Source organism: Amycolatopsis alba DSM 44262, from assembly GCF_000384215.1.
Lineage (GTDB): Bacteria > Actinomycetota > Actinomycetes > Mycobacteriales > Pseudonocardiaceae > Amycolatopsis > Amycolatopsis alba.
The window spans coordinates 9468434-9490585 of sequence record NZ_KB913032.1; the positions used below are offsets into that span (position 1 = coordinate 9468434).

General features: G+C 67.8%; 23 protein-coding genes and 1 tRNA gene. 10 read left to right on the plus strand and 14 right to left on the minus strand.

What is annotated here, in order from left to right:
• Positions 1-12 precede the first annotated feature (12 nt).
• A complete protein-coding gene (locus tag AMYAL_RS0143665) occupies positions 13-924 on the plus strand; it encodes a TAXI family TRAP transporter solute-binding subunit (protein ID WP_026467948.1) in 912 nt (303 codons plus the stop codon).
• Here the strand turns inward: AMYAL_RS0143665 and AMYAL_RS0143670 are convergent.
• The gene (locus tag AMYAL_RS0143670) at positions 914-2320 is read right to left on the minus strand and encodes a sensor histidine kinase (protein WP_020637629.1); all 1407 of its coding nucleotides are present in this window, start codon (positions 2318-2320) and stop codon (positions 914-916) included. The genes AMYAL_RS0143665 and AMYAL_RS0143670 overlap by 11 nt on opposite strands.
• 4 nt (positions 2321-2324) lie before the next feature.
• Positions 2325-3014, minus strand: coding sequence for a response regulator transcription factor (locus tag AMYAL_RS0143675; RefSeq protein WP_020637630.1), 690 nt, complete (start codon positions 3012-3014; stop codon positions 2325-2327).
• Positions 3015-3397: 383 nt separating this feature from the next.
• On the opposite strand from AMYAL_RS0143675, the gene AMYAL_RS0143680 reads away from it, so the two are divergent.
• The 5 genes from AMYAL_RS0143680 (at position 3398) to AMYAL_RS0143700 (ending at position 7291) form a co-directional block, all read left to right on the plus strand.
• Positions 3398-4126 (plus strand): amino acid ABC transporter ATP-binding protein, encoded by a 729-nt coding sequence (locus AMYAL_RS0143680; protein WP_209447355.1) that lies wholly within the window; start codon positions 3398-3400, stop codon positions 4124-4126.
• Between the two features lie 55 nt (positions 4127-4181).
• Positions 4182-5039, plus strand: coding sequence for a glutamate ABC transporter substrate-binding protein (locus AMYAL_RS0143685; protein ID WP_026467949.1), 858 nt, complete (start codon positions 4182-4184; stop codon positions 5037-5039).
• 83 nt (positions 5040-5122) lie between these two features.
• A complete protein-coding gene (locus AMYAL_RS0143690) occupies positions 5123-5818 on the plus strand; it encodes an amino acid ABC transporter permease (protein ID WP_020637633.1) in 696 nt (231 codons plus the stop codon).
• Positions 5815-6723, plus strand: coding sequence for an amino acid ABC transporter permease (locus tag AMYAL_RS0143695; RefSeq protein ID WP_020637634.1), 909 nt, complete (start codon positions 5815-5817; stop codon positions 6721-6723). The genes AMYAL_RS0143690 and AMYAL_RS0143695 overlap by 4 nt, the downstream gene beginning before the upstream one ends.
• A gap of 124 nt (positions 6724-6847) precedes the next feature.
• Positions 6848-7291: a class I SAM-dependent methyltransferase gene (locus AMYAL_RS0143700; protein WP_020637635.1), complete on the plus strand. Its 444-nt coding sequence runs from the start codon at positions 6848-6850 to the stop codon at positions 7289-7291.
• Between the two features lie 206 nt (positions 7292-7497).
• Here the strand turns inward: AMYAL_RS0143700 and AMYAL_RS0143705 are convergent.
• Positions 7498-7569: transfer RNA gene (locus AMYAL_RS0143705), tRNA-Arg, on the minus strand.
• Between the two features lie 353 nt (positions 7570-7922).
• On the opposite strand from AMYAL_RS0143705, the gene AMYAL_RS0143710 reads away from it, so the two are divergent.
• Positions 7923-8393, plus strand: coding sequence for a hypothetical protein (locus AMYAL_RS0143710; RefSeq protein ID WP_020637636.1), 471 nt, complete (start codon positions 7923-7925; stop codon positions 8391-8393).
• 14 nt (positions 8394-8407) lie between these two features.
• A complete protein-coding gene (locus AMYAL_RS0143715; protein ID WP_020637637.1) occupies positions 8408-8818 on the plus strand; it encodes a hypothetical protein in 411 nt (136 codons plus the stop codon).
• Positions 8819-9117: 299 nt separating this feature from the next.
• Here the strand turns inward: AMYAL_RS0143715 and AMYAL_RS0143720 are convergent, their stop codons facing one another.
• Genes AMYAL_RS0143720 through AMYAL_RS0143735 form a run of 4 tightly spaced genes read right to left on the minus strand, consistent with a single transcriptional unit; the run spans position 9118 to position 12952 of the window.
• Entirely contained in the window at positions 9118-9870 is a 753-nt protein-coding gene (locus AMYAL_RS0143720; protein WP_005164720.1) for a succinate dehydrogenase/fumarate reductase iron-sulfur subunit, read from the minus strand.
• Positions 9867-11783 carry a fumarate reductase/succinate dehydrogenase flavoprotein subunit gene (locus tag AMYAL_RS0143725; RefSeq protein WP_020637638.1) on the minus strand — a complete coding sequence of 639 codons (1917 nt, stop codon included), beginning with the start codon at positions 11781-11783 and terminating at the stop codon, positions 9867-9869. Before AMYAL_RS0143725 ends, AMYAL_RS0143720 begins: the two co-directional genes overlap by 4 nt.
• Before the next feature lie 54 nt (positions 11784-11837).
• The gene (locus tag AMYAL_RS0143730) at positions 11838-12668 is read right to left on the minus strand and encodes a hypothetical protein (RefSeq protein WP_020637639.1); all 831 of its coding nucleotides are present in this window, start codon (positions 12666-12668) and stop codon (positions 11838-11840) included.
• Positions 12665-12952 carry a hypothetical protein gene (locus AMYAL_RS0143735; protein WP_020637640.1) on the minus strand — a complete coding sequence of 96 codons (288 nt, stop codon included), beginning with the start codon at positions 12950-12952 and terminating at the stop codon, positions 12665-12667. The genes AMYAL_RS0143730 and AMYAL_RS0143735 overlap by 4 nt, the downstream gene beginning before the upstream one ends.
• Positions 12953-13215: 263 nt before the next feature.
• On the opposite strand from AMYAL_RS0143735, the gene edd reads away from it, so the two are divergent.
• Together edd and eda are read left to right on the plus strand one after the other, a co-directional pair.
• Positions 13216-15105, plus strand: coding sequence for a phosphogluconate dehydratase (gene edd, locus AMYAL_RS0143740; RefSeq protein ID WP_020637641.1), 1890 nt, complete (start codon positions 13216-13218; stop codon positions 15103-15105).
• On the plus strand, positions 15102-15722 hold the full coding sequence (eda, locus tag AMYAL_RS0143745) for a bifunctional 4-hydroxy-2-oxoglutarate aldolase/2-dehydro-3-deoxy-phosphogluconate aldolase (RefSeq protein ID WP_005164729.1): 621 nt from the start codon (positions 15102-15104) through the stop codon (positions 15720-15722). Before edd ends, eda begins: the two co-directional genes overlap by 4 nt.
• Before the next feature lie 44 nt (positions 15723-15766).
• Here eda and AMYAL_RS0143750 read toward each other — a convergent pair whose 3' ends face one another.
• The 7 genes from AMYAL_RS0143750 to AMYAL_RS0143780 form a co-directional block, all read right to left on the minus strand.
• Entirely contained in the window at positions 15767-16204 is a 438-nt protein-coding gene (locus AMYAL_RS0143750) for a GNAT family N-acetyltransferase (protein ID WP_020637642.1), read from the minus strand.
• Between the two features lie 85 nt (positions 16205-16289).
• On the minus strand, positions 16290-16730 hold the full coding sequence (locus AMYAL_RS0143755; protein WP_026467951.1) for an iron chaperone: 441 nt from the start codon (positions 16728-16730) through the stop codon (positions 16290-16292).
• A gap of 50 nt (positions 16731-16780) precedes the next feature.
• A complete protein-coding gene (locus AMYAL_RS0143760; protein ID WP_020637644.1) occupies positions 16781-17404 on the minus strand; it encodes a VOC family protein in 624 nt (207 codons plus the stop codon).
• A gap of 407 nt (positions 17405-17811) precedes the next feature.
• On the minus strand, positions 17812-18339 hold the full coding sequence (locus AMYAL_RS0143765; RefSeq protein WP_093976639.1) for a regulatory protein RecX: 528 nt from the start codon (positions 18337-18339) through the stop codon (positions 17812-17814).
• 77 nt (positions 18340-18416) lie between these two features.
• Positions 18417-19457: a recombinase RecA gene (gene recA / locus AMYAL_RS0143770; protein ID WP_020637646.1), complete on the minus strand. Its 1041-nt coding sequence runs from the start codon at positions 19455-19457 to the stop codon at positions 18417-18419.
• A gap of 205 nt (positions 19458-19662) precedes the next feature.
• Positions 19663-19857, minus strand: coding sequence for a DUF3046 domain-containing protein (locus AMYAL_RS0143775; RefSeq protein WP_020637647.1), 195 nt, complete (start codon positions 19855-19857; stop codon positions 19663-19665).
• Positions 19858-20194: 337 nt separating this feature from the next.
• Positions 20195-22105 carry an Hsp70 family protein gene (locus AMYAL_RS0143780; protein WP_020637648.1) on the minus strand — a complete coding sequence of 637 codons (1911 nt, stop codon included), beginning with the start codon at positions 22103-22105 and terminating at the stop codon, positions 20195-20197.
• Between the last annotated feature and the right edge of the window lie 47 nt (positions 22106-22152).

Genomic DNA, 22152 nt, shown 5'->3' on the forward strand with positions numbered 1-22152 from the left:
CGATCGACCCTCATGAGGAGACCAGGCGTACTGGCGGCGGTGATCGCCGTGGTCTGCGCCCTGGTCACCGGGTGCGGACCGGATCTGTCCGACACGAACGTGCGGATCGCGGCGGGGCTCAACGGCGGCGTCTACGACAAACTGGCCGAGGCGCTGGCCACCGCGTGGGCCTCGCAGCTGGGCACCCGGCGGCCCGAGATCCAGGAGACGCAGGGTTCACTGGACAACGTCAACCGGGTGCGCGCGGGCAAGGCCGACGTCGCGTTCGTGGCCGCCGACGTCGCCACCGAGAACACCGCCGGGCTGGCCGCGCTGGCCCGTGTGCACGACGACTACCTGCACGTCATCGTCCGCGCCGACTCTTCGATCCAGTCGTTCACCCAGCTTCGCGGGCGCAAGGTCGCGATCGGCTCGCCGGATTCGGGCGTCGAGTTCCTGTCGAAGCAGCTGCTGAAGGCGTCCGGGCTGACCGGCGCGATCGACCGGCGCAACCTCGGGCTCACCGAGGCGCTGCCCGCGCTGGAGAACCGGCAGATCGACGCGGTCATCTGGTCGGGTGGCCTGCCGACGCCGTCGATCACGGAACGGATCCGGACGGTCGGGCTGCGGCTGCTCGACATCACCGACCTGGCGGACGCCCTGCGGGAGAGCAGCCCGGTGTACCGCACGGCGACCATCCCGGTGACCGCCTACAACCTGTCGCAGCCGGTGACCACGCTCGTCCTGCCGAACTTCCTGGTGGTGCCCACGTCGATGCGCGACGACGTCGCCGAGGCGCTGGTGCGCGGGCTGTTCGACGCGCGGGGTCAGCTGGTCGAGGCGGCCGGGGCGGCGCTGTCGATCGACGTCCATCCCGCCATCGAGACCTCTCCTCTGCCGCTGCATCCCGGTGCGCTGCGGTACTTCCGGTCGCTCAAGGACTAGCACCGCCGGCGACCGGCAGGGTCACGGTCACTTCGAGCCCGCCGCCCTCGGGTGAGCTCAGCCGCAGCGAGCCGTCCGAGCGGATCATGATCTCGGTGACGATCGCCAGGCCGAGGCCGGATCCGGGCACGTTCTGGTGTGCGGTGCTGCGCCAGAACCGGTCCGCGGCGCGCTCGAGTTCGTCGTCGCGGAGGCCGGGCCCGTGGTCGCGGACGGCGATCTCGACCTTCTCCCCCACGACGCCGACGGTGACGGTGACCTCCGTCCCCGGCTCGGTGAACTTGAGCGCGTTGTCCAGCAGCGCGTCGAGCACGACTTCGAGCCCGCGCGCGGGGGTGCGCACCCGCAGTCCGCCGCCCAGCCCGGACGCGGCCAGCGGGATGTCGCGCGCCGCGCCGACCACGGTCCAGTCGGCGACCCTGGCGCCCACCACCTCGTCGAGGCCGACCGGGACCAGCTCGCCGCCGGAGGCCTCGGCGCGGGCCAGCGAGAGGAGTTCGTCGAGGATCTGGTTGAGCCGTCGCGCGTCGACGACGGCGGCTTCGAGGTCCGCGGCGGCCAGGTCGTCGTCGACGTGGCCGTCGAGGTTGCCGAGCCGGATCTTCAACGCGGTCAACGGGTTCCGCAGCTGGTGGGAGGCGTCGGCGACGAACGCGCGCTGCGCCGACAGTGCCTCGTCGACGCTGGCGGCCATCCGGTCGAAGGACCGTTCGAGCTGGCGCAGTTCCGGCGGCCCGCCGGATTCCTCGACCCGTTTCACCTCGCGCCCGCTGACCACGGCGGCGACCAGTGCGCCGGTGGCGTCGTCGAGCCGCCGGACGGGGCGCAGGATCCAGCGCACCACCGGCACCGCGATCAGCAGCGCGAACCCGAAGGCCAGCACCGCGCCCGCCGCGATGAGCAGCCACCACCACAGCAGTTCGGTGCGGGCCTTGCCGGTCGAGGACACGGTGATCACCGCGCCCCGCACCTCGCCGTCGATGAGGATCGGCTCGGCCAGCACCAGCGGCTCGGTGGTCCACGGCATCAGCAGCGGTCCCGGCTCGGAACGCCGTCCCGCCAGCGCCTCTTGCAGATGTGCGGCGATGACGGGGTCCTTGAGGTCGATCGCGGCCGCCTCGGGCCCTCGGGCCACGGCCTCGCCGTCCTGGTCGGCGATCGCGACCGGCACCCCGTAGACCTCGGTGTAGCGGCGGAGCTCGTCCACGATCAGGTCCGGCCGGTTCTCCACCAGCGGGCGCTGGGCCAGCGACGCGAACCGGGAAGTGTCGGTGAGCCGGTCGAGGAAGAGGTCGAGCTGCACACTGGCCGCCACGCTGAGCGCGAGCGGGATGCCGAGGCCGAACACGAGCGCCGCGACCAGCGTCAGCACGATCGCCTGGAGCCGGACGCGCACCGGCTCAGCCCTCTTCGGCCGGGCCGTAGGCGCCGCCGAGGCGGTACCCGACGCCGCGGACGGTCTCGATCAGCGCGGGCCTGCCCAGTTTGGTCCGCAGGGTGGCGACGTGGACGTCGAGCGAGCGGCTCTCCGCCGGTCCCCGATGCCCCCAGACCTCGTTCAGCACGTGGTCACGGGCGCAGACCGCCCCGCGGGCGGTGACCACCAGCGCGAGTACCTGGAACTCTTTGCGGGACAACGAAACCGGCTGCCCGTCGACCTGCACCTCGTGGCGCCCGATATCGACCGAGACATCACCCGCCTGGATGACGCCGGGCGGTTCTGGCGCGGCCGGGCGTTCACCGCGGCGACGACGTACGGCCTCGACCCTGGCGACGAGCTCGTCGACGTCGTAGGGCTTCACCAGATAGTCGTCGGCACCGGACCGCAGGCCCTGGATCCGGTCGTCGACCTCGCCCCGCGCCGAAACGACGATCACCGCGACGTCGCTGACCTCGCGGATCCGGCGGCACAGGACGATCCCGTCGATATCGGGGAGCCCCAGGTCGAGCAGCACGACGTCGACCTCGTGCACCAGATCGAGCACCCCGGCGCCGGAGGCCAGGCGTTTGATCGTCAGGCCGCGCCGCGCCAGCGCGGGCGTCAGGGCGCCCGCCACCCGGTCGTCGTCCTCCACCAGCAGTACCCGCACCCGTGTTTTCCCTTTCACGCCGTCCCCGCACCGCGACGACTTGAAGAACGACTCTATGGGGTGAGTCACCCCTCGCGCTGCCTGTCCCGGCCTTGTGAGCGACCCGTCGCACGCGGTAATGGTCACGATGCGTCACAGATCTGTTGTGACCCCGGTTACGGGATACCCCTGCCTTGTCTAGGCTGATCAGCGCCGGACGGTGGCGGATCGGGCCGTCCGGTGGCTTGAGAACGATACGGACTTGAAACCCTAAGTATTGGTCAAGCCGTCTTTACAAGCGGTCCGACGGGAGTAGGTTTCCGCCATCGCGTGGTGCCTGACCCCGCAGTCCCCTGCAAACGAACGCTCCTGGAGGCCAGATGACCGCGGAGGTGGCGGCGCCGATGATCAAGGCGGCCGCCGTGAACAAGTACTTCGGCGACCTGCACGTGCTCAAGGAGATCAACTTCGAGGTGCCGCGTGGGCAGGTCGTGGTGGTGCTCGGGCCGTCCGGGTCTGGCAAGTCGACGCTGTGCCGGGCGATCAACCGGCTGGAACCCATCAACTCCGGCGAGATCGCGGTGGACGGCGTTCCGCTGCCCGCCGAAGGGAAGGCGCTGGCCGCGCTGCGCGCCGACGTCGGCATGGTGTTCCAGTCGTTCAACCTGTTCGCGCACAAGACGATCCTCGAGAACGTCATGCTCGCGCCGATGAAGGTCCGCAAGGTCAACTCGGCCGAAGCCCGCAAGACCGCGATGGACCTGCTCGAACGCGTCGGCATCGCCAACCAGGCCGACAAGTACCCCGCGCAGCTTTCCGGCGGGCAGCAGCAGCGCGTGGCGATCGCCCGCGCGCTGGCCATGCGCCCCAAGGTGATGCTGTTCGACGAGCCGACCTCGGCACTGGACCCGGAAATGGTCCAGGAGGTCCTCGACGTGATGACCACGCTCGCGAAGGACGGGATGACGATGCTCGTCGTCACGCATGAGATGGGCTTCGCGCGGCGCGCGGCGAACCGGGTGGTGTTCATGTCCGACGGCGAGATCGTCGAGGACTCCACCCCGGACGACTTCTTCACCAAGCCGAAGACGGACCGTGCCAAGGACTTCCTCGGCAAGATCCTGACCCACTGAGGACTTCCCCGCCGGCCGGTATGGCTGGACAAGATCCGGAAGGAAACTGAGAAGCATGCGGTTGAACCGAGTTCTGCGAATGAGCGCGGCCGTCGTGGCGGCCGGTCTCGCCCTGTCCGCCTGTGGCGGCGGCGGGTCCGACGCCGGCAGCGGCTCCAGCGGCGCCAAGAACGTGGTGGCGAAGGCCAAGAACGACAAGAAGCTGACCATCGGCATCAAGTTCGACCAGCCGGGCCTCGGCCAGAAGCAGCAGGACGGCAGCTATGCCGGGTTCGACGTCGACGTGGCGAAGTACATCGCCAAGGAGCTCGGCGTCGAAGAGTCGGGGATCACGTGGAAGGAAGCGCAGTCCGCGCAGCGTGAGGACCTGATCAAGAAGGGTGAGGTCGACTACATCGTCGCCACCTACTCGATCACCGACAAGCGCAAGAACGACGTGTCCTTCGCGGGCCCGTACTTCATCGCCCACCAGGACCTGCTGGTCCGCGCCGACTCCACCGACATCACCGGCCCGGAGTCGCTGACCGGCAACAAGAAGCTCTGCTCGGTCAAGGGTTCCACCCCGGCGCAGAACGTCAAGGAAAAGTACGCCAAGGAAGTTCAGCTCGAAGAGCGCGGCAAGTACACCGACTGCGTCACCTCGCTGCTCAACAAGACCGTCGACGCGATGACCACCGATGACGTGATCCTCGCCGGCTACGCCGCGCAGCAGCCCGGCAAGCTGAAGCTGGTCGGCAAGGGCTTCACCGACGAGAAGTACGGCGTCGGCCTGAAGAAGGACGACACCGAGAGCATCACCGCGATCAACAACGCGATCAAGAAGATGCAGCAGGACGGCGCGTGGAAGGCCGCTCTGGAGAAGAACGTCGGCCCGTCGGGCTACAAGATCCCGGAGCCCCCGGCCATCTCGTGACCCGGCTCCCCTGAGCCGCTGAACTGAAGGAATCGAACGGTGCGCCGTGTACCGCGGCGCACCGTTCCCATACCGAGGCTGGGTTGAGCACCTTGTTCGATTTCCTCGACAATCCCAATTACGACTTGCTCGGCGCCTTCTGGATGACGATCAAGCTGACCTTCTTCTCCGCCATCGGTTCCCTGATCTGGGGGACGATCCTGGTGGGGATGCGGGTGAGCCCGGTTCCGATCATGCGGGCGTTCGGCACCGCCTACGTCAACATCTTCCGGAACACCCCGCTGACGGTGATCATCGTCTTCACGTCGCTGGGATTGTCCTCCACGCTGGGGATCAACCTGGCCTCGCAGGATTCGACGACGTCGTTGGAGGACAACGCCTTCCGGCTCGCGATCCTCGGCTTCATCGCCTACACGGCGACGTTCGTCTGTGAATCGCTGCGGTCGGGCATCAACACCGTCCCGGTCGGCCAGGCCGAAGCGGCCCGCGCGCTGGGCCTCGGCTTCTTCCAGGTGCTGACGCTGATCGTGCTGCCGCAGGCGTTCCGGTCGGTGATCGCGCCGCTGACCAACGTCATGATCGCGCTGCTGAAGAACACCACGGTCGCTTCGATCATCGGTGTCGCCGAAGCCTCGCTGCTGATGTCGACGATGGTGGAGAACGAGTCCGACTCGCTGCTCCTGGTCTTCCTCATCTTCGCCCTCGGGTTCGTCATCCTGGTCCTCCCCCTCGGCCTGCTGCTGGGCTGGGTCGCCAAGAAGGTCGAGGTCAAGCGATGAGCAGCACGCAGACCGTCCTGTACGACATCCCCGGTCCCAAGGCACGGGCACGGAACTGGCTCTACAGCGTTCTTTTCGTACTCGTCCTGGCGCTGGTGGTCTACCTCGTCTACACCGGCTTCGACGAGAAGGGCCAGTGGGCGGGCGCGCTCTGGAAGCCCTTCGTCGACGGTGCGACGTGGACACAATTCCTCCTTCCGGGGCTGCTCAACACCTTGAAGGCGGCCGGGCTTTCGATCGTGATCGCGCTGCCGATCGGTGCGCTGCTGGGCATCGGACGGCTGTCCGAGCACAAGTGGATCCGGCTGCCGGTCAGCTGGATCGTCGAGTTCTTCCGGGCCATCCCGGTGCTGCTGCTGATGGTCTTCGCCGCGGCCTTCTACGCGTACTACACCGGCATCGACTCCGAGATCCGCCCGCTTTTCGCCGCGGTGACCGGTCTGGTGCTCTACAACGGTTCAGTCCTGGCCGAGGTGTTCCGGGCGGGCATCCTGGCGCTGCCCAAGGGGCAGGCGGAGGCGTCGTCCGCGCTGGGCCTGCGCAAGACCCAGACGATGATCAACGTCCTGCTTCCGCAGGCGGTCACGCTGATGCTGCCCGCGCTGGTCAGCCAGCTGGTCGTCATCCTGAAGGACACCGCGCTGGCCGGTCAGCTGACCATCGGTTTCGACGAGCTGATCCGGGCTTCCGGTCCGCTCACCGGTCTCTACAGCAACACGATCCCGACGCTGATCGTCGTCGCGATCATCTTCATCGTGCTGAACCTGCTCCTGACCCAGTTCGCCCGCTGGCTGGAGAACAAGCTGGCCCGGCGGAAGAAGGCGCCCAAGGGCGCCGCGCCGGTCATGGCGGCGACAGCGAATGTCGTCCTCACCCGCGACGACGCGAGCGGCGGGGCGCTGTAGCTCCGGAGAAGTACACGAAGGCCCCCTTCCTTGCTCCTGGGCACAGGAAGGGGGCCTTCATGTACTTCGGGATAGGCCTGTTGGTCCTGTCGGGACGGCGGTCCGGTCGGCTAGCGTCGTCCGTATGGCGGACCAGGCCGGGGCGTTGCTCGAAGCGCTGCCGGACCTGGCGGGCAGGGCGGTCCTGGTCGTCGGGTGCGGCGATGGCCGCTTTCCCCGTCTGTTCCGCGGCAACGGTGCCCGCCGGGTGGTCGGGGTCGACGCGGATCAGGCGCTGATCGCGGTGGCGCAACGCGAAGAGGAACGCGACCCGGCCGGGATCTCCTACGAGGTCCACCAGCTCGCCCGGCTGCCGGTGATGGGGACCTTCGACATCGTGACAGCGTTTCTGGACTCGCCCGGCCCGCTCGGCCGCGTCGCGGCGAGCCTCGCACCCGGCGGACTGCTCGTGATCGTCGCGCCCACCGGGATCTCGCTGGAGGAAAGCTTGCGTGACAACGGTTTCCAGGACATCGTGCGGCACCGCCACGAAAGCGGCGACGTGCACAGCGCCCGCAAGGCGTCCTGAGTCGCGCACCCTGGTGTCGAGCCAGGCTGGCCGGGGCTATGAATCCCGGCCGGTCGCCGGACCGTGCGCGTTCTGGCGGTGTGGAACGCACGGACCCCACACCGCCGCACCGGTACGACGGAACAGGTTTCCCCGCCGTGCCGGGGGTTTGGCCTGGAACACGCCTCCGGCGCACACTGCGCACCGGAGGCGTTTCGTTCCAGAAGTACCCCTGCCAGGAATCGAACCTGGACCCCGGCGTTCGTAGCGCCGTACTCTTTCCGTTGAGCTACAAGGGTTCATCACGAAAAAGCCGCCCGTTCGGTTTCCCGAAGGGCGGCTCCACCTCTGCGACGTCGCACTAGGACGACGACGGGGAGCCGTTCTTTTTCACCATGCCGAGGCGAGCCGGACATGCGTCGGCGAACTCGCGTCGCCACATCATGTTCGTCATTCGGCCTCCTCGGCGGGTGTCTGCGACCATCTTCCGTGACCACCCGATCGTGGTCAATTTCTTTTCCACCCGAACGAACATGCTGGTCAGACGCCTGTTGCAACCTGTTCACCATACTGCTACGTTTTTGGTGATCGATTGTCGAAGCGCAGGGGGCGCTGGCTGAGAGTCGAGATTCCCCTGGGGAGGGAAGTATTCATGAAAGCCATTCACAAGGCGGCGGGAATCGTCGCCACCGCGGGATTATCGGCGGCTTTGTTCCTGGCGTCACCGGCTTACGCGGACACGGACACGCCATTCGGCAAGGGCAATTGCACGGCCCGGTTACAGGGTTTCACGACGTCCGATCAGTCCGGTTCCTGGGAACAGCTCAACGTTTCTTCCGGCTGCAACGCGAACGAGCCACTCGTCCTGCAGATCCAGACCGAATTGCTCTTCTACGGCATCGCGAGCAACGGCAGCCGGACCGAATTCGTCGGCCCGACCACGGGCAACCACCTGGTCAAGGGACCGCCGAACGCGCGCCAGATGCTCGCCCAGGCCAGCGCTCCGCCCACCGGTTTCGACCAGTACTGCGCTTCGGCGACCGTGTACTACAGCGGCGTGGCCGGAGACCCGTCGGGCGGCGGCACGCTGACCCAGGACTCAGGCGTCGTCTGCTGGAGCTGAGGGAGGGGTTTGCCATGAACAAGAAGACCTGGCTGCTCGCCGGTGTGGCGACCCTGGCCATGACGTCGATTCCCGCTGTCGCGCAAGCCGGCTTCCCGGCCTGCTGGGGCCAGCTGAACATCGCGGGGCGAGATCTCGGCAGCGCGATCGAATGGGGCGGGCTGTACACCTGCCAGCCCGTCACCGGGGGCGACTACGACGCGGACTGGACCGTGTCCTCGGACGGCGCCGTGATCCGGTCCGGCAAGTTCCAGCCCGCCATCAACGACACACAGACGCCTTTTCCCGTCACGTACGTGGATCTGCCGAATCCGGCGCCACTCGTTTCGAAGCACGTCAAGGTGTCGGTGACGTTCAACGCGGCACCGCCGTCGAAGGCGTCGCTCTCGACCGAACGGGACGTCACCTACGACCCCAACGGCTGACATCTCTTGAGGGGTAAGGCAAACGTGCCGTGCTCGACCGCTCGCGTGCCTGCCGGCTTCGGATATCGCGAAGGCCACTTTCGGGACGTCTGATGTCCCGAAAGTGGCCTTCGCGACGTTGGGTCCTGCCGGAGCGCATCGGGTCGAGGTGCTGGTGAGCCGACGACGTTGCGAAAGCCACTTTCGCAACGTTGAAGGTTGTGAAAGTGGCTTTCGCATCACCCGAAGCCGGCACACCGATGAGCGAGCATGACAGCTTCGCCTTGCCCCTCAGTGGAACCGTCCTCACGAGGTTTCGGCTACTTGTCCCGCCGGAACAGCTTGTTCCCCAGCCACACGATGGGGTCGTACTTCCGGTCCGCGACGCGTTCCTTCATCGGGATCAGCGCGTTGTCGGTGATGTGGATGCCCTCCGGGCACACGTCCGAACAGCACTTGGTGATGTTGCAGTAGCCGAGCCCGTGCTCCTCCTGCGCCTCGTCACGCCGGTCGGCGACGTCGAGGGGGTGCATTTCGAGTTCGGCGATCCGCATCAGGTACCGGGGCCCGGCGAAGGCCTCCTTGTTCTCCTCGTGGTCGCGCACCACGTGACAGGTGTTCTGGCACAGGAAGCATTCGATGCACTTGCGGAACTCCTGCGAGCGCTCGACGTCGACCTGCTGCATCCGGTACTCCCCCGGCTTCAGCTCCGGCGGCGGGGTGAACGACGGGATCTCCCGTGCCTTCGTGTAGTTGAACGACACGTCGGTCACCAGGTCGCGGATCACCGGGAACGTCCGCATCGGCGTCACGGTGATGACCTCGTCCTCGGTGAAGGTCGACATCCGGGTCATGCACAGCAGCCGCGGTTTGCCGTTGATCTCCGCCGAGCACGAACCGCATTTACCCGCCTTGCAGTTCCACCGCACCGCCAGATCCGAGGCCTGGGTGGCCTGCAACCGGTGGATGATGTCGAGGACGACCTCGCCCTCGTTGACCTCGACGCTGTAGTCCTGCAGCTCACCGGAATCGGCGTCGCCGCGCCAGACCCGGAAACTCGCCTTGTAGCTCATGCCGGACTCCCAGGGTGCGAAGTCAGTTCTTCGTCGGTGTAGTACTTCCCCAGCTCGGACAGCTCGAACAACTCCAGCAGGTCCTGCCGCAGCGGGAGCTGCGCCTTGACCTCGATGCCGATGTCCGGCACCACCGGGTTCTCCCCCGGTGTGGCCGAGCAGACCAGGAGTTTGTTGCGCCACTGGGAATCCATGCCCGGATGGTCGTCGCGCGTATGCCCGCCACGGCTTTCGGTCCTGGTGAGCGCGGCCCTGGCGACGCATTCGCTGACCATCAGCATGTTCCGCAGGTCGACGGCGAGATGCCAGCCGGGGTTGAACTGCCGGTGCCCTTCGACGGTGACCCGCTTGATCCGCTCGCGCAGTTCCCCGAGCTTCTCCAGCGCCCGCTCGATCTCTTCCGACTTGCGGATGATGCCGACCAGGTCGTTCATCGACTGCTGCAGTTCGGTGTGCAGGCTGTACGGGTTCTCCTCGACGCCGTCGCCCGGCGGGTCGAACGGCGCGAGCGCCATCTTCGCGGCAGCGTCCACATCGGACTGACTGACCTTGGGGCGGTCCTTCAGTTCCGCGACATAGGACGCGGCGCCGAGACCCGCCCGGCGGCCGAAGACGAGCAGATCCGAAAGCGAGTTGCCGCCGAGCCGGTTCGACCCGTGCATCCCGCCCGAGCACTCACCGGCGGCGAACAGCCCCGGCACGCTCGACGACGCGGTGTCCGGGTCGACCTCGATCCCGCCCATCACGTAATGGCAGGTCGGGCCGACCTCCATCGGTTCCTTCGTGATGTCGACGTCGGCGAGTTCCTTGAACTGGTGGTACATCGACGGCAGCCGTTTGCGGATCTCCTCCGCGGGCAGCCTGCTGGCGATGTCGAGGAAGACCCCGCCGTGCGGCGATCCCCGGCCCGCCTTGACCTCGGAGTTGATCGCGCGCGCCACTTCGTCGCGCGGCAGCAGGTCCGGGGTGCGCCGGTTCTTCTCCTGATCGGTGTACCAGCGGTCGGCTTCTTCCTCGCTGTCCGCGTACTGCCCCTTGAACACGTCGGGGACGTACTCGAACATGAACCGCTTGTCCTCGGTGTTCTTGAGGACCCCGCCGTCGCCGCGGACGCCTTCGGTGACCAGGATGCCCTTCACACTCGGCGGCCAGACCATGCCCGTCGGGTGGAACTGGACGAACTCCATGTTGATGAGCGTCGCCCCGGCCCGCAGCGCAAGCGCGTGCCCGTCACCGGTGTACTCCCACGAGTTCGAGGTGACCTTGAACGACTTCCCGATGCCGCCGGTGGCCAGCACCACCGCCGGTGTCTCGAACAGGATGAACCGGCCGCTCTCGCGCCAGTACCCGAAGGCGCCCGAGATCCGGCCGTCCTCGGTCAGCAGTTCGGTGATCGTGCATTCGGCGAAGACCTTGATCCGCGCCTCGTAGTCGCCGGTCTCCTTGAAGTCTTCTTGTTGCAGCGAAACGATTTTCTGCTGCATCGTGCGGATCAGTTCGAGCCCGGTGCGGTCGCCGACGTGCGCCAGCCGCGGATACGTGTGCCCGCCGAAGTTGCGCTGGCTGATCCGGCCGTCGGCGGTGCGGTCGAACAGCGCGCCGTAGGTCTCCAGTTCCCAGACCCGGTCCGGCGCCTCCCTGGCGTGGAGTTCGGCCATCCGCCAGTTGTTGAGGAACTTCCCGCCGCGCATGGTGTCGCGGAAGTGCACCTGCCAGTTGTCGTTCGAGTTCGCGTTGCCCATCGACGCCGCGCAGCCGCCTTCGGCCATCACCGTATGCGCTTTGCCGAACAGCGATTTGCACACCACCGCGACGCTGAAGCCGCGTTCACGGGCCTCGATGACCGCGCGGAGACCGGCACCGCCGGCACCGATCACCACCACGTCATAGTTGAGCCGTTCGACCTCGGTCATAGAAAGAGCCACCTCGAAAGCTTGTCGCCGGGGGGACGGGAGATTCCCGCGCCGCTAGTTGATGAACCGCAGATCCGAAATCGCGCCGCTGGACACGAGCATCACGTAGAGATCGGTCAGCACGAGCGTGCCGAGCGTCGTCCACGCCAGCGCCATGTGGCGGGTGTTGAGTTTCGTGATCTGGGTCCAGATCCAATAGCGGACCGGATGTTTGGAGAAGTGCTTGAGCCTGCCGCCGGTCACGTGACGGCACGAGTGGCACGACAACGTGTACGCCCACAACAGGATCACGTTGCCGGTCAGCACGATGTTGCCGAGCCCGAAACCGAACCCGCCGTCGATGCCGTGGAACGCGGTGATCGCGTCGTAGGTGTTGATCAGCGAAACGACCACGGCCACGTAGAAGAAGTAGCGGTGGACGTTCTGGATGATCAGCGGCAGCCGGGTCTCCCCGGTGTACTTCGCGTGCGGCTCGGCGACCGCGCACGCGGGCGGCGAGAACCAGACGGCCCGGTAGTAGGCCTTGCGGTAGTAGTAGCAGGTCAGCCGGAAGCCCAGCAGGAACGGCAGGACGAGGAAGCCGAGCGGGATGAAACCCGGCAGCTCGCCGAACCAGGCCCCGAAATGCCGGGAGCCTTCGACGCAGGATTCCGAGACGCAGGGCGAATAGAACGGCGTCAGGTAGTGGTACTCGGGCACCCAGTACGCGGTGCGCACGAAGGCCCTGATGGTCGCGTAGACGATGAAGGTGGAGAGGCCGAGGACGGTCAGCAGCGGGGACAGCCACCACCGGTCGGTGCGCAGCGTTTTCTCGGCGATCCGGGCCCGCGACGGTGCGCGGACCCCCGTACCCCGTCCGGCTCCCTGGCCGGCGGGGGCGCTCACCGCTGGTCGCGCTTGTAGCCGCCGACGCCTTCGTCATCGGCGCCGTGCCACAGCGCCGGGTCGTACGGCGTATCCGGCACGGGGACGCGTTCGGCGGCCTTCGCCTGCGCGGGTACCGCGTGCGGGGTCGTGTCCAGATCCGTCGCGTCGATGTCGAGCCGCTCCACGTCGTTCGCCAGGCGCTGCACCGCTGACGCGTCGCCGTATCGGGACCGCAGCGCGCCGACGCACTGCCTCAGCTGACCGATGGCTCGCCGAAGCTCGGCGATCTCTGTGGTGGACATCGGTACCTCCCGATGGTCGGTTCGGTTGGCCGCTTGAGCCTTCGAAGGCAAGCGATCCTCGCCATCTCGACTCTGCCGCGCGTTGTGCAATGTGACAAGTAGCACAGTAGAACCTAAGGGCGTGACGGAGGTCACGCGAGTCGATCTTCTGTATCGATTTTGATTCGGGCTTTCCCCTGGGTTACTGTGGCCACTGTCACGACCCAGCGGCGTCAGCGTTGCCGTCCCGCGGACCACCACGACCAGTGATCCGGAGCCGGACAATGAGCACCGCCCCGAACGTCCACCCCATCATCGCCGAAGTCACCGAACGCGTCGCCGCCCGCAGCGCCGAGACCCGCGCCGCGTACCTCGAGCGCGTCTCCGCCGCCCACGAAGAAGGGCCGGTGCGGCGCGGACTCGACTGCAGCAACCTCGCCCACGGCTTCGCCGCCATGGAAGGTGTCGACAAAGCGGCACTGCGCGCCTTGCGGGCGCCGGGCGTCGCGATCGTCTCGTCCTACAACGACATGCTTTCGGCGCACCAGCCGATGCAGGAGTACCCCGCGATGCTGAAGGGGTCGGTCCGCCAGGCGGGTGGCGTGGCCCAGTTCGCCGGCGGCGTGCCCGCGATGTGCGACGGGGTCACGCAGGGCCGCCCTGGGATGGAGCTGTCGCTGTTCAGCCGCGAGGTGATCGCGATGTCGACCGCGATCGCGCTCTCCCACGACATGTTCGACGCGGCGCTGCTGCTCGGCGTCTGCGACAAGATCGTGCCCGGCCTGCTGATCGGGTCGCTGTCGTTCGGGCATCTCCCGGCGATCCTCGTGCCCGCGGGGCCGATGAACTCGGGCCTGCCGAACAAGGAGAAGGCGCGTGTGCGCCAGCTTTACGCCGAGGGCAAGGCGACCCGCGAAGACTTGCTCGACGCCGAAGCTGCTTCGTACCACTCGGCGGGAACGTGCACGTTCTACGGCACGGCCAACTCGAACCAGATGGTCGTCGAGGTGATGGGCCTGCACCTGCCGGGCGCCAGCTTCGTGCAGCCGAACTCGCCGCTGCGGCGTGTCCTCACCGAAGAGGCCGGGCGCCGCGTCGTGAAGCTCTCGCGCGGCGAGGAATACACCCCGGTCTCGCGGGTGATCGACGAGAAGGCCGTCGTCAACGGCGTCATCGCGCTGCTCGCCACGGGCGGTTCGACCAACCACACGATGCACCTCGTCGCGATCGCCGCGGCCGCGGGCATCCAGCTGACCTGGGACGACTTCTCGGACCTGTCGTCTGTGATCCCGCTGCTGGCCCGCGTGTACCCGAACGGCAGCGCGGACATCAACCACTTCCACGCCGCCGGGGGCATCCAGTTCCTGGTCGGCACCCTGCTCGACGCGGGCCTGCTGCACGAGGACGTCCAGACCGTCGCCGGACCGGGGCTGCACCGCTACCAGCAGGAGCCGATCCTCTCCGAAGGCGAACTGGTCTGGCGGGACGTCCCGACGCGCAGCCTCGACGAGGACGTCCTCCGCCCGGCGTGGCGTCCCTTCGCCGCCGACGGCGGGCTGCGGATGGTCGCGGGCAACCTCGGCCGCGCGGTGATCAAGGTGTCCGCGGTGGCCCCGGAACACCGGATCGTCCAGGCCCCGGCACGGGTGTTCACCGACCAGCAGTCCTTCAAGGACGCTTTCGAGGCGGGCGAACTGGACCGCGACGTCGTCGTGGTCATCCGGCAGCAGGGCCCGCGGGCCAACGGGATGCCGGAACTGCACGGGCTCACCCCCGCGCTCGGGGTGCTGATGGACCGCGGGCACCAGGTGGCGTTGCTCACCGACGGCCGGATGTCCGGTGCGTCCGGCAAGATCCCGGCGGCGATCCAGGTGACCCCGGAAGCCGCCGCGGGCGGCCCGATCGCACGGATCGCCGACGGCGACGTCGTCCGCCTCGACGCCAGGGCCGGGACGCTGGACGTCCTCGTGGGTGACGAAGAACTCGCCCGCCGTGAACTGGTGGACTCCCCGCCTTCGGAGGCATCCTGGACCGGCACCGGCCGGGAGCTGTTCGCGGCGCTGCGCCGCGCGGTCGGTCCCGCCGATCAGGGCGCGAGCGTGTTCGGACCGCTCACGCCGGAACACTTCGGCGCTCCGGCGCACACGTTGAACCCTGTGGAGGTAACCCAGTGACCACCGGCGCCGACCTGCTCGGCCTGTCCCCCGTGATGCCCGTCGTCGTGCTCGACGACGCCGCCGACGCGGTGCCCACCGCGCGGGCGCTGCTCGCGGGCGGGATCGGCGTGATCGAGCTGACCCTGCGCACCCCGGCGGCGCTCGCCTCCATCGAACGGATCGCCGCGGAGGTCCCGGAGATCGTGATCGGCGCCGGGACCGTCACCGCGCCCGAGCACGCCAAGCAGGCCGCCGACGCCGGCGCGAAGTTCCTGGTCACGCCGGGCTGCACCGACTCGGTGCTGGACGCCGCGTTCGACACCGGCCTGCCGTTCCTGCCGGGTGCGAGCACGGTGTCCGAGGCGATGCGGCTGGCCGAACGCGGACTGACCGCCCTCAAGTTCTTCCCCGCCGAGGCCAGCGGCGGCGTCGCGTACCTGAAGTCGATCGGCGGACCGCTGCCGGGGCTGCGCTTCTGCCCGACCGGCGGGATCACCGTGAAGACCGCGCCGGACTACCTCGCACTGTCCAATGTGGGCTGCATCGGCGGTTCGTGGCTGACGCCGAAGGACGCTTTGGCGGCCAAGGACTTCGGGAAGATCGAGGCCTTCGCGGCCGAAGCTTCCAAGCTCTGATCCTTCTCGTGAAGGCCACCTTCGCGAAGGTGGCCTTCACAGTTTCAGAGCGGGAGCTGGTACTGGATGAACCCTCGGTTGACCGCGACCCGGTCGTACAGGCGGCGCGCGGTGACGTTGGATTCCTTGGTGTGCCAGTAAACGCGCTCGTAGCCTCGGTCACGCGCCCAGTCGGCGACTGCCTCGATCAGCGCCCGCGCGACCCCCTTGCCGCGGGCTTCCGGCGCGGTGAACAGGTCTTGCAGGTAGCAGACGTCGGTGAGCGCGGAAGTGCTGGGATGCACCAGGAAATGCACGATCCCGGCGAGTGTGCCGTCCACATGGGCTCCGAACGCGTGCATCCGCTCCCCCGTGCGGAATTCGCGCCAGGCGCGGTCGTAGACCTCTTGGGGCGCAATACGTTCGTAAAAGGCAATGTACGCGCGGAACAGGTTCTCCCAGGCTTCGCGGTCTTCGGTCTTCAGTGGCTCGATGGTGATCATGTGGTCCTCCCGGTGATCACCCGAGCCTAAGGTTCCGCCGCCGTCTCGCGAGTGGCCACTCACGCGGTAAAACGGGCTGCCACTCTCAGCTGACGGCCTGTTTCACCAGAGCGGCGACGCGCTTCTTCACCGCAGGAGTGGCGTCGGTCAGCGCGAAGGCTGTCGCCCACATCGCGCCGTCGTCCAGCTGGGCGGCCTCGTTGAAGCCGAGTGTCGCGTACCGCGTCTTGAACTTGGCCGACGCCTGGAAGAAGCAGACGATCTTGCCGTCCAGCGCGTAAGCGGGCTGGCCGTACCAGAGTTTCGGCGCGAGCATCGGGGCGTTCGCCGTCACGACGGAGTGGACCAGTTCGGCCAGCACCCGGTCCTCGCCGGTCATCTCGGCGATCTTCGCGACCACGTCCTGCTCCGCCGCCGCTGCCTTGTCCGCGGTCGAAGCGCGGCGCGCGGCCTTCTTCATGTCCTGGGCGTGTTCCTTCATCGCGGCCTTCTCTTCGGCCGTGAATCCTTCGTACGTGGTGGTCATGGCGGTGTCTCCGAGGTAGGCGGCGAGCGGGGGCATCCGGAAGTGGCACATCAGGACTGGGCGGCGAGGGTGGCGGTCTCCCAGGCGAACCCGTCCGGGTCGGTGTACGGGGCGGCGCCGCAGATCGCGATCCGGTGCGAGCCGGTGCCCTCCGGGGACACGCCGGCGTCCTTGGCCAGGGCCTTGCGCCGGTACAGCGCCAGCTTGACCGGGTCCGACCCGGACTCGAACTCGACGTACATGCGGCCGAAGCTCTTCCCGACGGTGAGACCGTGCTCGACGTAGAACTTCTTGCTCGCGGCCACGTCGGCGACGCCCAGCAGCAGCACGATGTCGTCGATCTCGCGAGTGGCCGGGCCGGTGTTCTTCTTCGCCGAGGTGGCGATCTTCCAGATCGCGCCGTCCGGGGCCTGGACGGTGCCGCCGTAACCCCACATCGATTTCGCGGCGGGCTTGATCACGGTCGCACCGGCGGCGATGGCGGCGTCGACGAGCGCGTCGACGTTGGCGGGCTGGGAAACCGTGAGGGAGAGGGTGTAGCCGCGGAAGCCGGTGGAGGGCTCCTGCGAAGCACGCAGACGCAGCTGGTTGTCGAGCCCGAAGGCGGTGGAGTAGAAGCGTCCGGCGGCCTCGGTGTCGGCCACTTCGAGGGTGATGGCGTCGATGAAGTTCATGCCGGTAACGCTATTTCCGGGCGGGCCTTCGGTGCTTCTTGATTCCTGATCGTTCGCATCGGCGCTGGTCAGAGCCTCGGCTTGGTGGGCCGAGCCAGTTCTTTCGCGTGACTGAGTGGACGTCACATGTGATCAGACGGACGACACGCTCGCGACCAGGTCTCACCGCGAGTCGTCCATCCAGTCACGTGTGTCGTCCGACCTTCGGTACCTAAGCCAAGCGTGGCTTCAGGCGTGTCGCGAAAGCCACTTTCGCGACGTCTGGTGTCCCGAAAGTGGCTTTCGCGACACCGTCTGGCGATCTGCCGCCGGTTCTACGCCCAGCTGCCGTGCCCCTTGAGAACGCAAACACCGGCCGTCGGGCAGGTGCCCGCTCGGCCGGTGAGCAGTTCGCGTGAAGGGGAAGCTCAGTCGAGGGTGGCGTCGTCCAGGAGGGCCGATTCGGCACCGAACTCGCGGAGTTCTTCGCGGATCACGGTGTAGGCCAGCCCCTGGGGATAGCCCTTGCGGGCGAGGAAGCCCAGCAGGCGGCGGATCGCCGTCTGCTCGTCGACGTTGCCCAAGGAGCGCAGGCGCTTCCGTACCAGCTCTCGGGCGCGCTGCTCCTCTGCCTCTCGGTCCACCTCGTCGGCGGCCTGGACGGCGATATCCCCATCGATTCCTTTGCGTTTGAGTTCGGCCACGAGAGCGTTCCGCGCCAGCCCCATGTTGGCATGACGGGAACGAACCCACATCTCGGCGAACTCGGCGTCGTTGATGAGCCCTGCCTGGTCCAGCTTACCGAGCAGGGTCTCCGTCGTCTCTTCGTCGAAGCCCTTGCGCTTGAGGGCCTGACGCAGTTCATCCGTGGAACGCGGGCGCGCGGCCAGGAGATCGAAGCAGATCTCCTTGGCCTTCTTCCTCCGCTCGTCCGGCGGCAGGTCCGCCGGATCCACTTTGGGCGCACGCATTCAGCTATCACTCCAGTCGAAACGATCGATCGGCGACTTCACCCCTGGCGGGGCGCTGGAACTCAGAAGTCGACCGGCGCGGGGGCGGCTTCGGCGTCGACGACGGCGCCGATACCGAGCTTCTCCTTGATGCGCTTCTCGATCTCGTTGGCGATGTCCGGGTTGTCCAGCAGGAACTTGCGGGCGTTTTCCTTACCCTGGCCCAGCTGGTCGCCCTCGTAGGTGTACCAGGCGCCCGACTTGCGCAGGATGCCCTGGTCGACACCCATGTCGATCAGCGAGCCCTCGCGGGAGACACCCTTGCCGTAGAGGATGTCGAACTCGGCCTGCTTGAAGGGCGGCGCGACCTTGTTCTTCACGACCTTGACACGGGTGCGGTTACCGACGGGCTCGCCGCCGTCCTTCAGCGTCTCGATCCGGCGGACGTCCAGGCGGACCGACGCGTAGAACTTCAGCGCCTTACCACCGGTCGTGGTCTCCGGGGAACCGAACATGACGCCGATCTTCTCGCGCAGCTGGTTGATGAAGATCGCGGTGGTGCCGGAGTTGTTCATCGCACCGGTCATCTTCCGCAGCGCCTGGCTCATCAGCCGGGCCTGCAGACCGACGTGGTTGTCACCCATCTCGCCCTCGATCTCGGCGCGCGGCACGAGCGCGGCGACCGAGTCGATGACCAGGATGTCGAGCGCGCCGGAGCGGATCAGCATGTCCGCGATCTCAAGCGCCTGCTCACCGGTGTCCGGCTGGGAGACCAGCAGCGCGTCGGTGTCGACGCCCAGCTTCTTGGCGTACTCCGGGTCCAGCGCGTGCTCCGCGTCGATGAACGCGGCGATGCCGCCGTTCTTCTGCGCGTTGGCGACCGCGTGCAGCGCGACGGTGGTCTTACCGGAGGATTCCGGACCGTAGATCTCGATGACCCGGCCTCGGGGCAGGCCGCCGATCCCGAGCGCGACGTCGAGCGCGATGGCACCGGTGGGGATGACGGCGATCGGGGCACGGCCCTCTTCGCCGAGGCGCATGACCGAGCCCTTGCCGTACTGCTTGTCGATCTGGGCCAGTGCCAGTTCGAGCGCCTTGTCCTTGTCGGGTGCTGCTGGTGCCATGGAGTCCACCTCGTTGGTTGAGCCGGTAGGGCTTGTTCAGTTCTGAGCTGTCGGGTCCGACGCTACGGGCGACCACCGACAATTCCAGGCCTCGCGCCCAAGCTGTGGATCGCTGACCCCGTTGTGGACAACACCATAGACGAACGTGTGTTCGAGGCCGTGGCCGACACGCCGTCACGCTAGGGTGCTCGCCCTCATCCCGAGGTCAGCGCCGCTCCGGCGGGATCTCGAAGGCGTCGCAGACCGCTCGCCAGACGTCCTTGGCCGAGGTTCCCGCGTCGAGGGCCTGTTCGACGGTCCGGCCCCCGAGTTCGCCGAAACTGTGATCCCTGGACAGGGTTTCCGCACGTCCAGGACCGAACTCGTCGGCCATCAGCCGCCGGAAAACCGTGATACGCATCGAGCGGAGTCTAGCCCTGCCTCCGGCTCGAAACGCGTGAAGGCCCCCTTCCCGCAGCTGAGCCGTGGGAAGGGGCTTTCACGCGCGGTTGGAGGGATAAGGCAAAGGTGGCGTGCTCAGTCACTCGCCCGCACGCCGACCTCGGGTGTCGCGAAAGCCACTTCCGCAACGTTGAAGGTTGCGAAAGGGGCTTTCTCAACGCTTCCGGGACTCCGCCGCCCACGAGACCACAAGATCCGCGGTGAAGGCCTCCTTCCCTACCCTGAAGGTAGTGAAGGAGGCCTTCACGGACTTGGCATCCGACAGGACCTTTGCCCTACCGCTCTATAAAACGGGACTACTCGCCCGGCTGGACGCTCTTTTCGAAGTAATCGGCCAGTTCGCCCGGCGTCGGGGTCTGTCCTTCGGCCGGGACCTGGTAGATGAAGCCGACCAGCGGCCGGTCGGTCACGGTGAACACCAGAACGGCGGCGTTCCGCCCGGCGGCCGAGGAGTACTGGCCTTCCAGGGCGTTGCCCGCCCACTTCGCCTCGGTGCGGTCCCCGCCCGCCGACTTGAGCAGCCCGTCGGTGTAGGCCTTGAGTTTCTCCGCCGAACCGCTCTGCAGGTAGGTCACCTGGGTCCCGGCACGGCCCGGCGCGGAGCAGGTCGACGTCACGCCGAGGTCCTCCGCCGGTTTCGCCGGCCCGTTGCCCATCCCCGGCTTGCAGTCGCCGGTGTCGGCGATCTTCCCGGCGAGCTGGCGCAGGCAGCCGGTGAGGCCTTTGTCGTCGGCCGCGGCGGGTGTCTTGCACTCGTCTGCCGTGTAGGTGGTCGCCGACGAGGACGTCAGGAAGTACGTGAGTCCGGCGGCGATCAGCACGACGACGGCCACGATGGCGCCGATGACGAGCGGCTTCTTCTTGTTCGCCGTCGCCTTCTCACCGGCGGTCTGCCCGGCGAGGGAGTACGTCGGGAAGTTCGTCGGCGCGGGCTGCTGCACCTGCTGCGGGCCGCTGTTCGGATAACCCGACTGGGGGAAACCACCGGACTGGCCGGGGCCGCCTTGATAACCGGGGATCGACGCGACCTGCTGCTGCGGCGGCGCGTACGGGCCCGAAGCGCCGGGGCCGACCTGATGCGCGCCCGTTCCCGCCGCGACCTGGCCTTCGACGCCCTGCGTCCGCGTGCTGATGCCGTCGGAGGCGACGTGCTGCGCGCCGAGGGCGACCGCGGTCTCTGGCTGGTCGAGGCTGCCGGGAACGACGCCGAGCTTCTCCGCGATCAGGCTGCCGACCAGCGGAAGCCTGCTCGAACCGCCGACGAGGTAGATACCGGCGAGCCGGTCGGGGGTCATCCCGGCGGACCGGACCACCCGCGCCATCAGCTCGACACTGCGCAGCATCGACGGCCGCACGAGGGCTTCAAGTTCGCCTCGCGTGACGAGGACGTCCTCGAACGGCTCCGGCATCGGGACCTCGGTCTGCGGGTGCCGCGAAAGGGCTTCCTTCGCGGCCTTCACGTCCTCCTGCAGCGCGCGTCGCGTACGACGGTCCGGAGTGGACTCGGGCCGCAGAACCCGCTGCCAGCGCTGGGGATCCTTGTGCGAGACCTCACGGCCGACGTGCACCAGCAGCGCCTGGTCGACGTCGAGGCCACCGAGGTCGGGAAGGCCGTCTTCGGCGACGACGGTGAAGCCGCCGTTCGGGGTCGCGCCGACGATCGCGACGTCGAAGGTGCCGGCACCGAGGTCGTACACGGCGAGCGCCTGGCCGGGCGCGAGTGTCTTGCCGGGGAACGACGCGAAATGCGCCGCCGCGGCGACCGGCTCGGGGACGAGCACCAGGTTGCCGCCCATCCCGGCGAGCCGGGCGGCGGACAGCAGCACGTTGCGGCGGGTCTGCCCCCACTGCGCGGGGTGGGTGAGCCGGACCTCGTCGGGCAGTTCGCCGCCGAGCTGACGGGTGGTCTCGTCGAGGACGCGGCGCAGGATCGCGGCCAGCACCTCGGTGACCGGGATGACGTCGGTGCCCAGCAGGAGCGTCTGTTCGTCGATGCGGCGCTTGGGGTTGGGCTCGAACCGGGTCGGGTCGAGCCGGGCCCGGCGCTCGGCGTCCCGGCCCACCATGATCGTGCCGTCCTCGGTGGCGAACACCGCGGACGGCATGTTGGCCGAACCGTCGACCTCGACCACCCGCGGCGGCCTCCCGTGCGCCGAAAGGACGGCCACGGTGTTGGACGTCCCGAGGTCCACCGACAGGATCCGCACAGCTCATACCCCTTCAACAGACGAACGGCGGCCGCCCCAGTACCGAT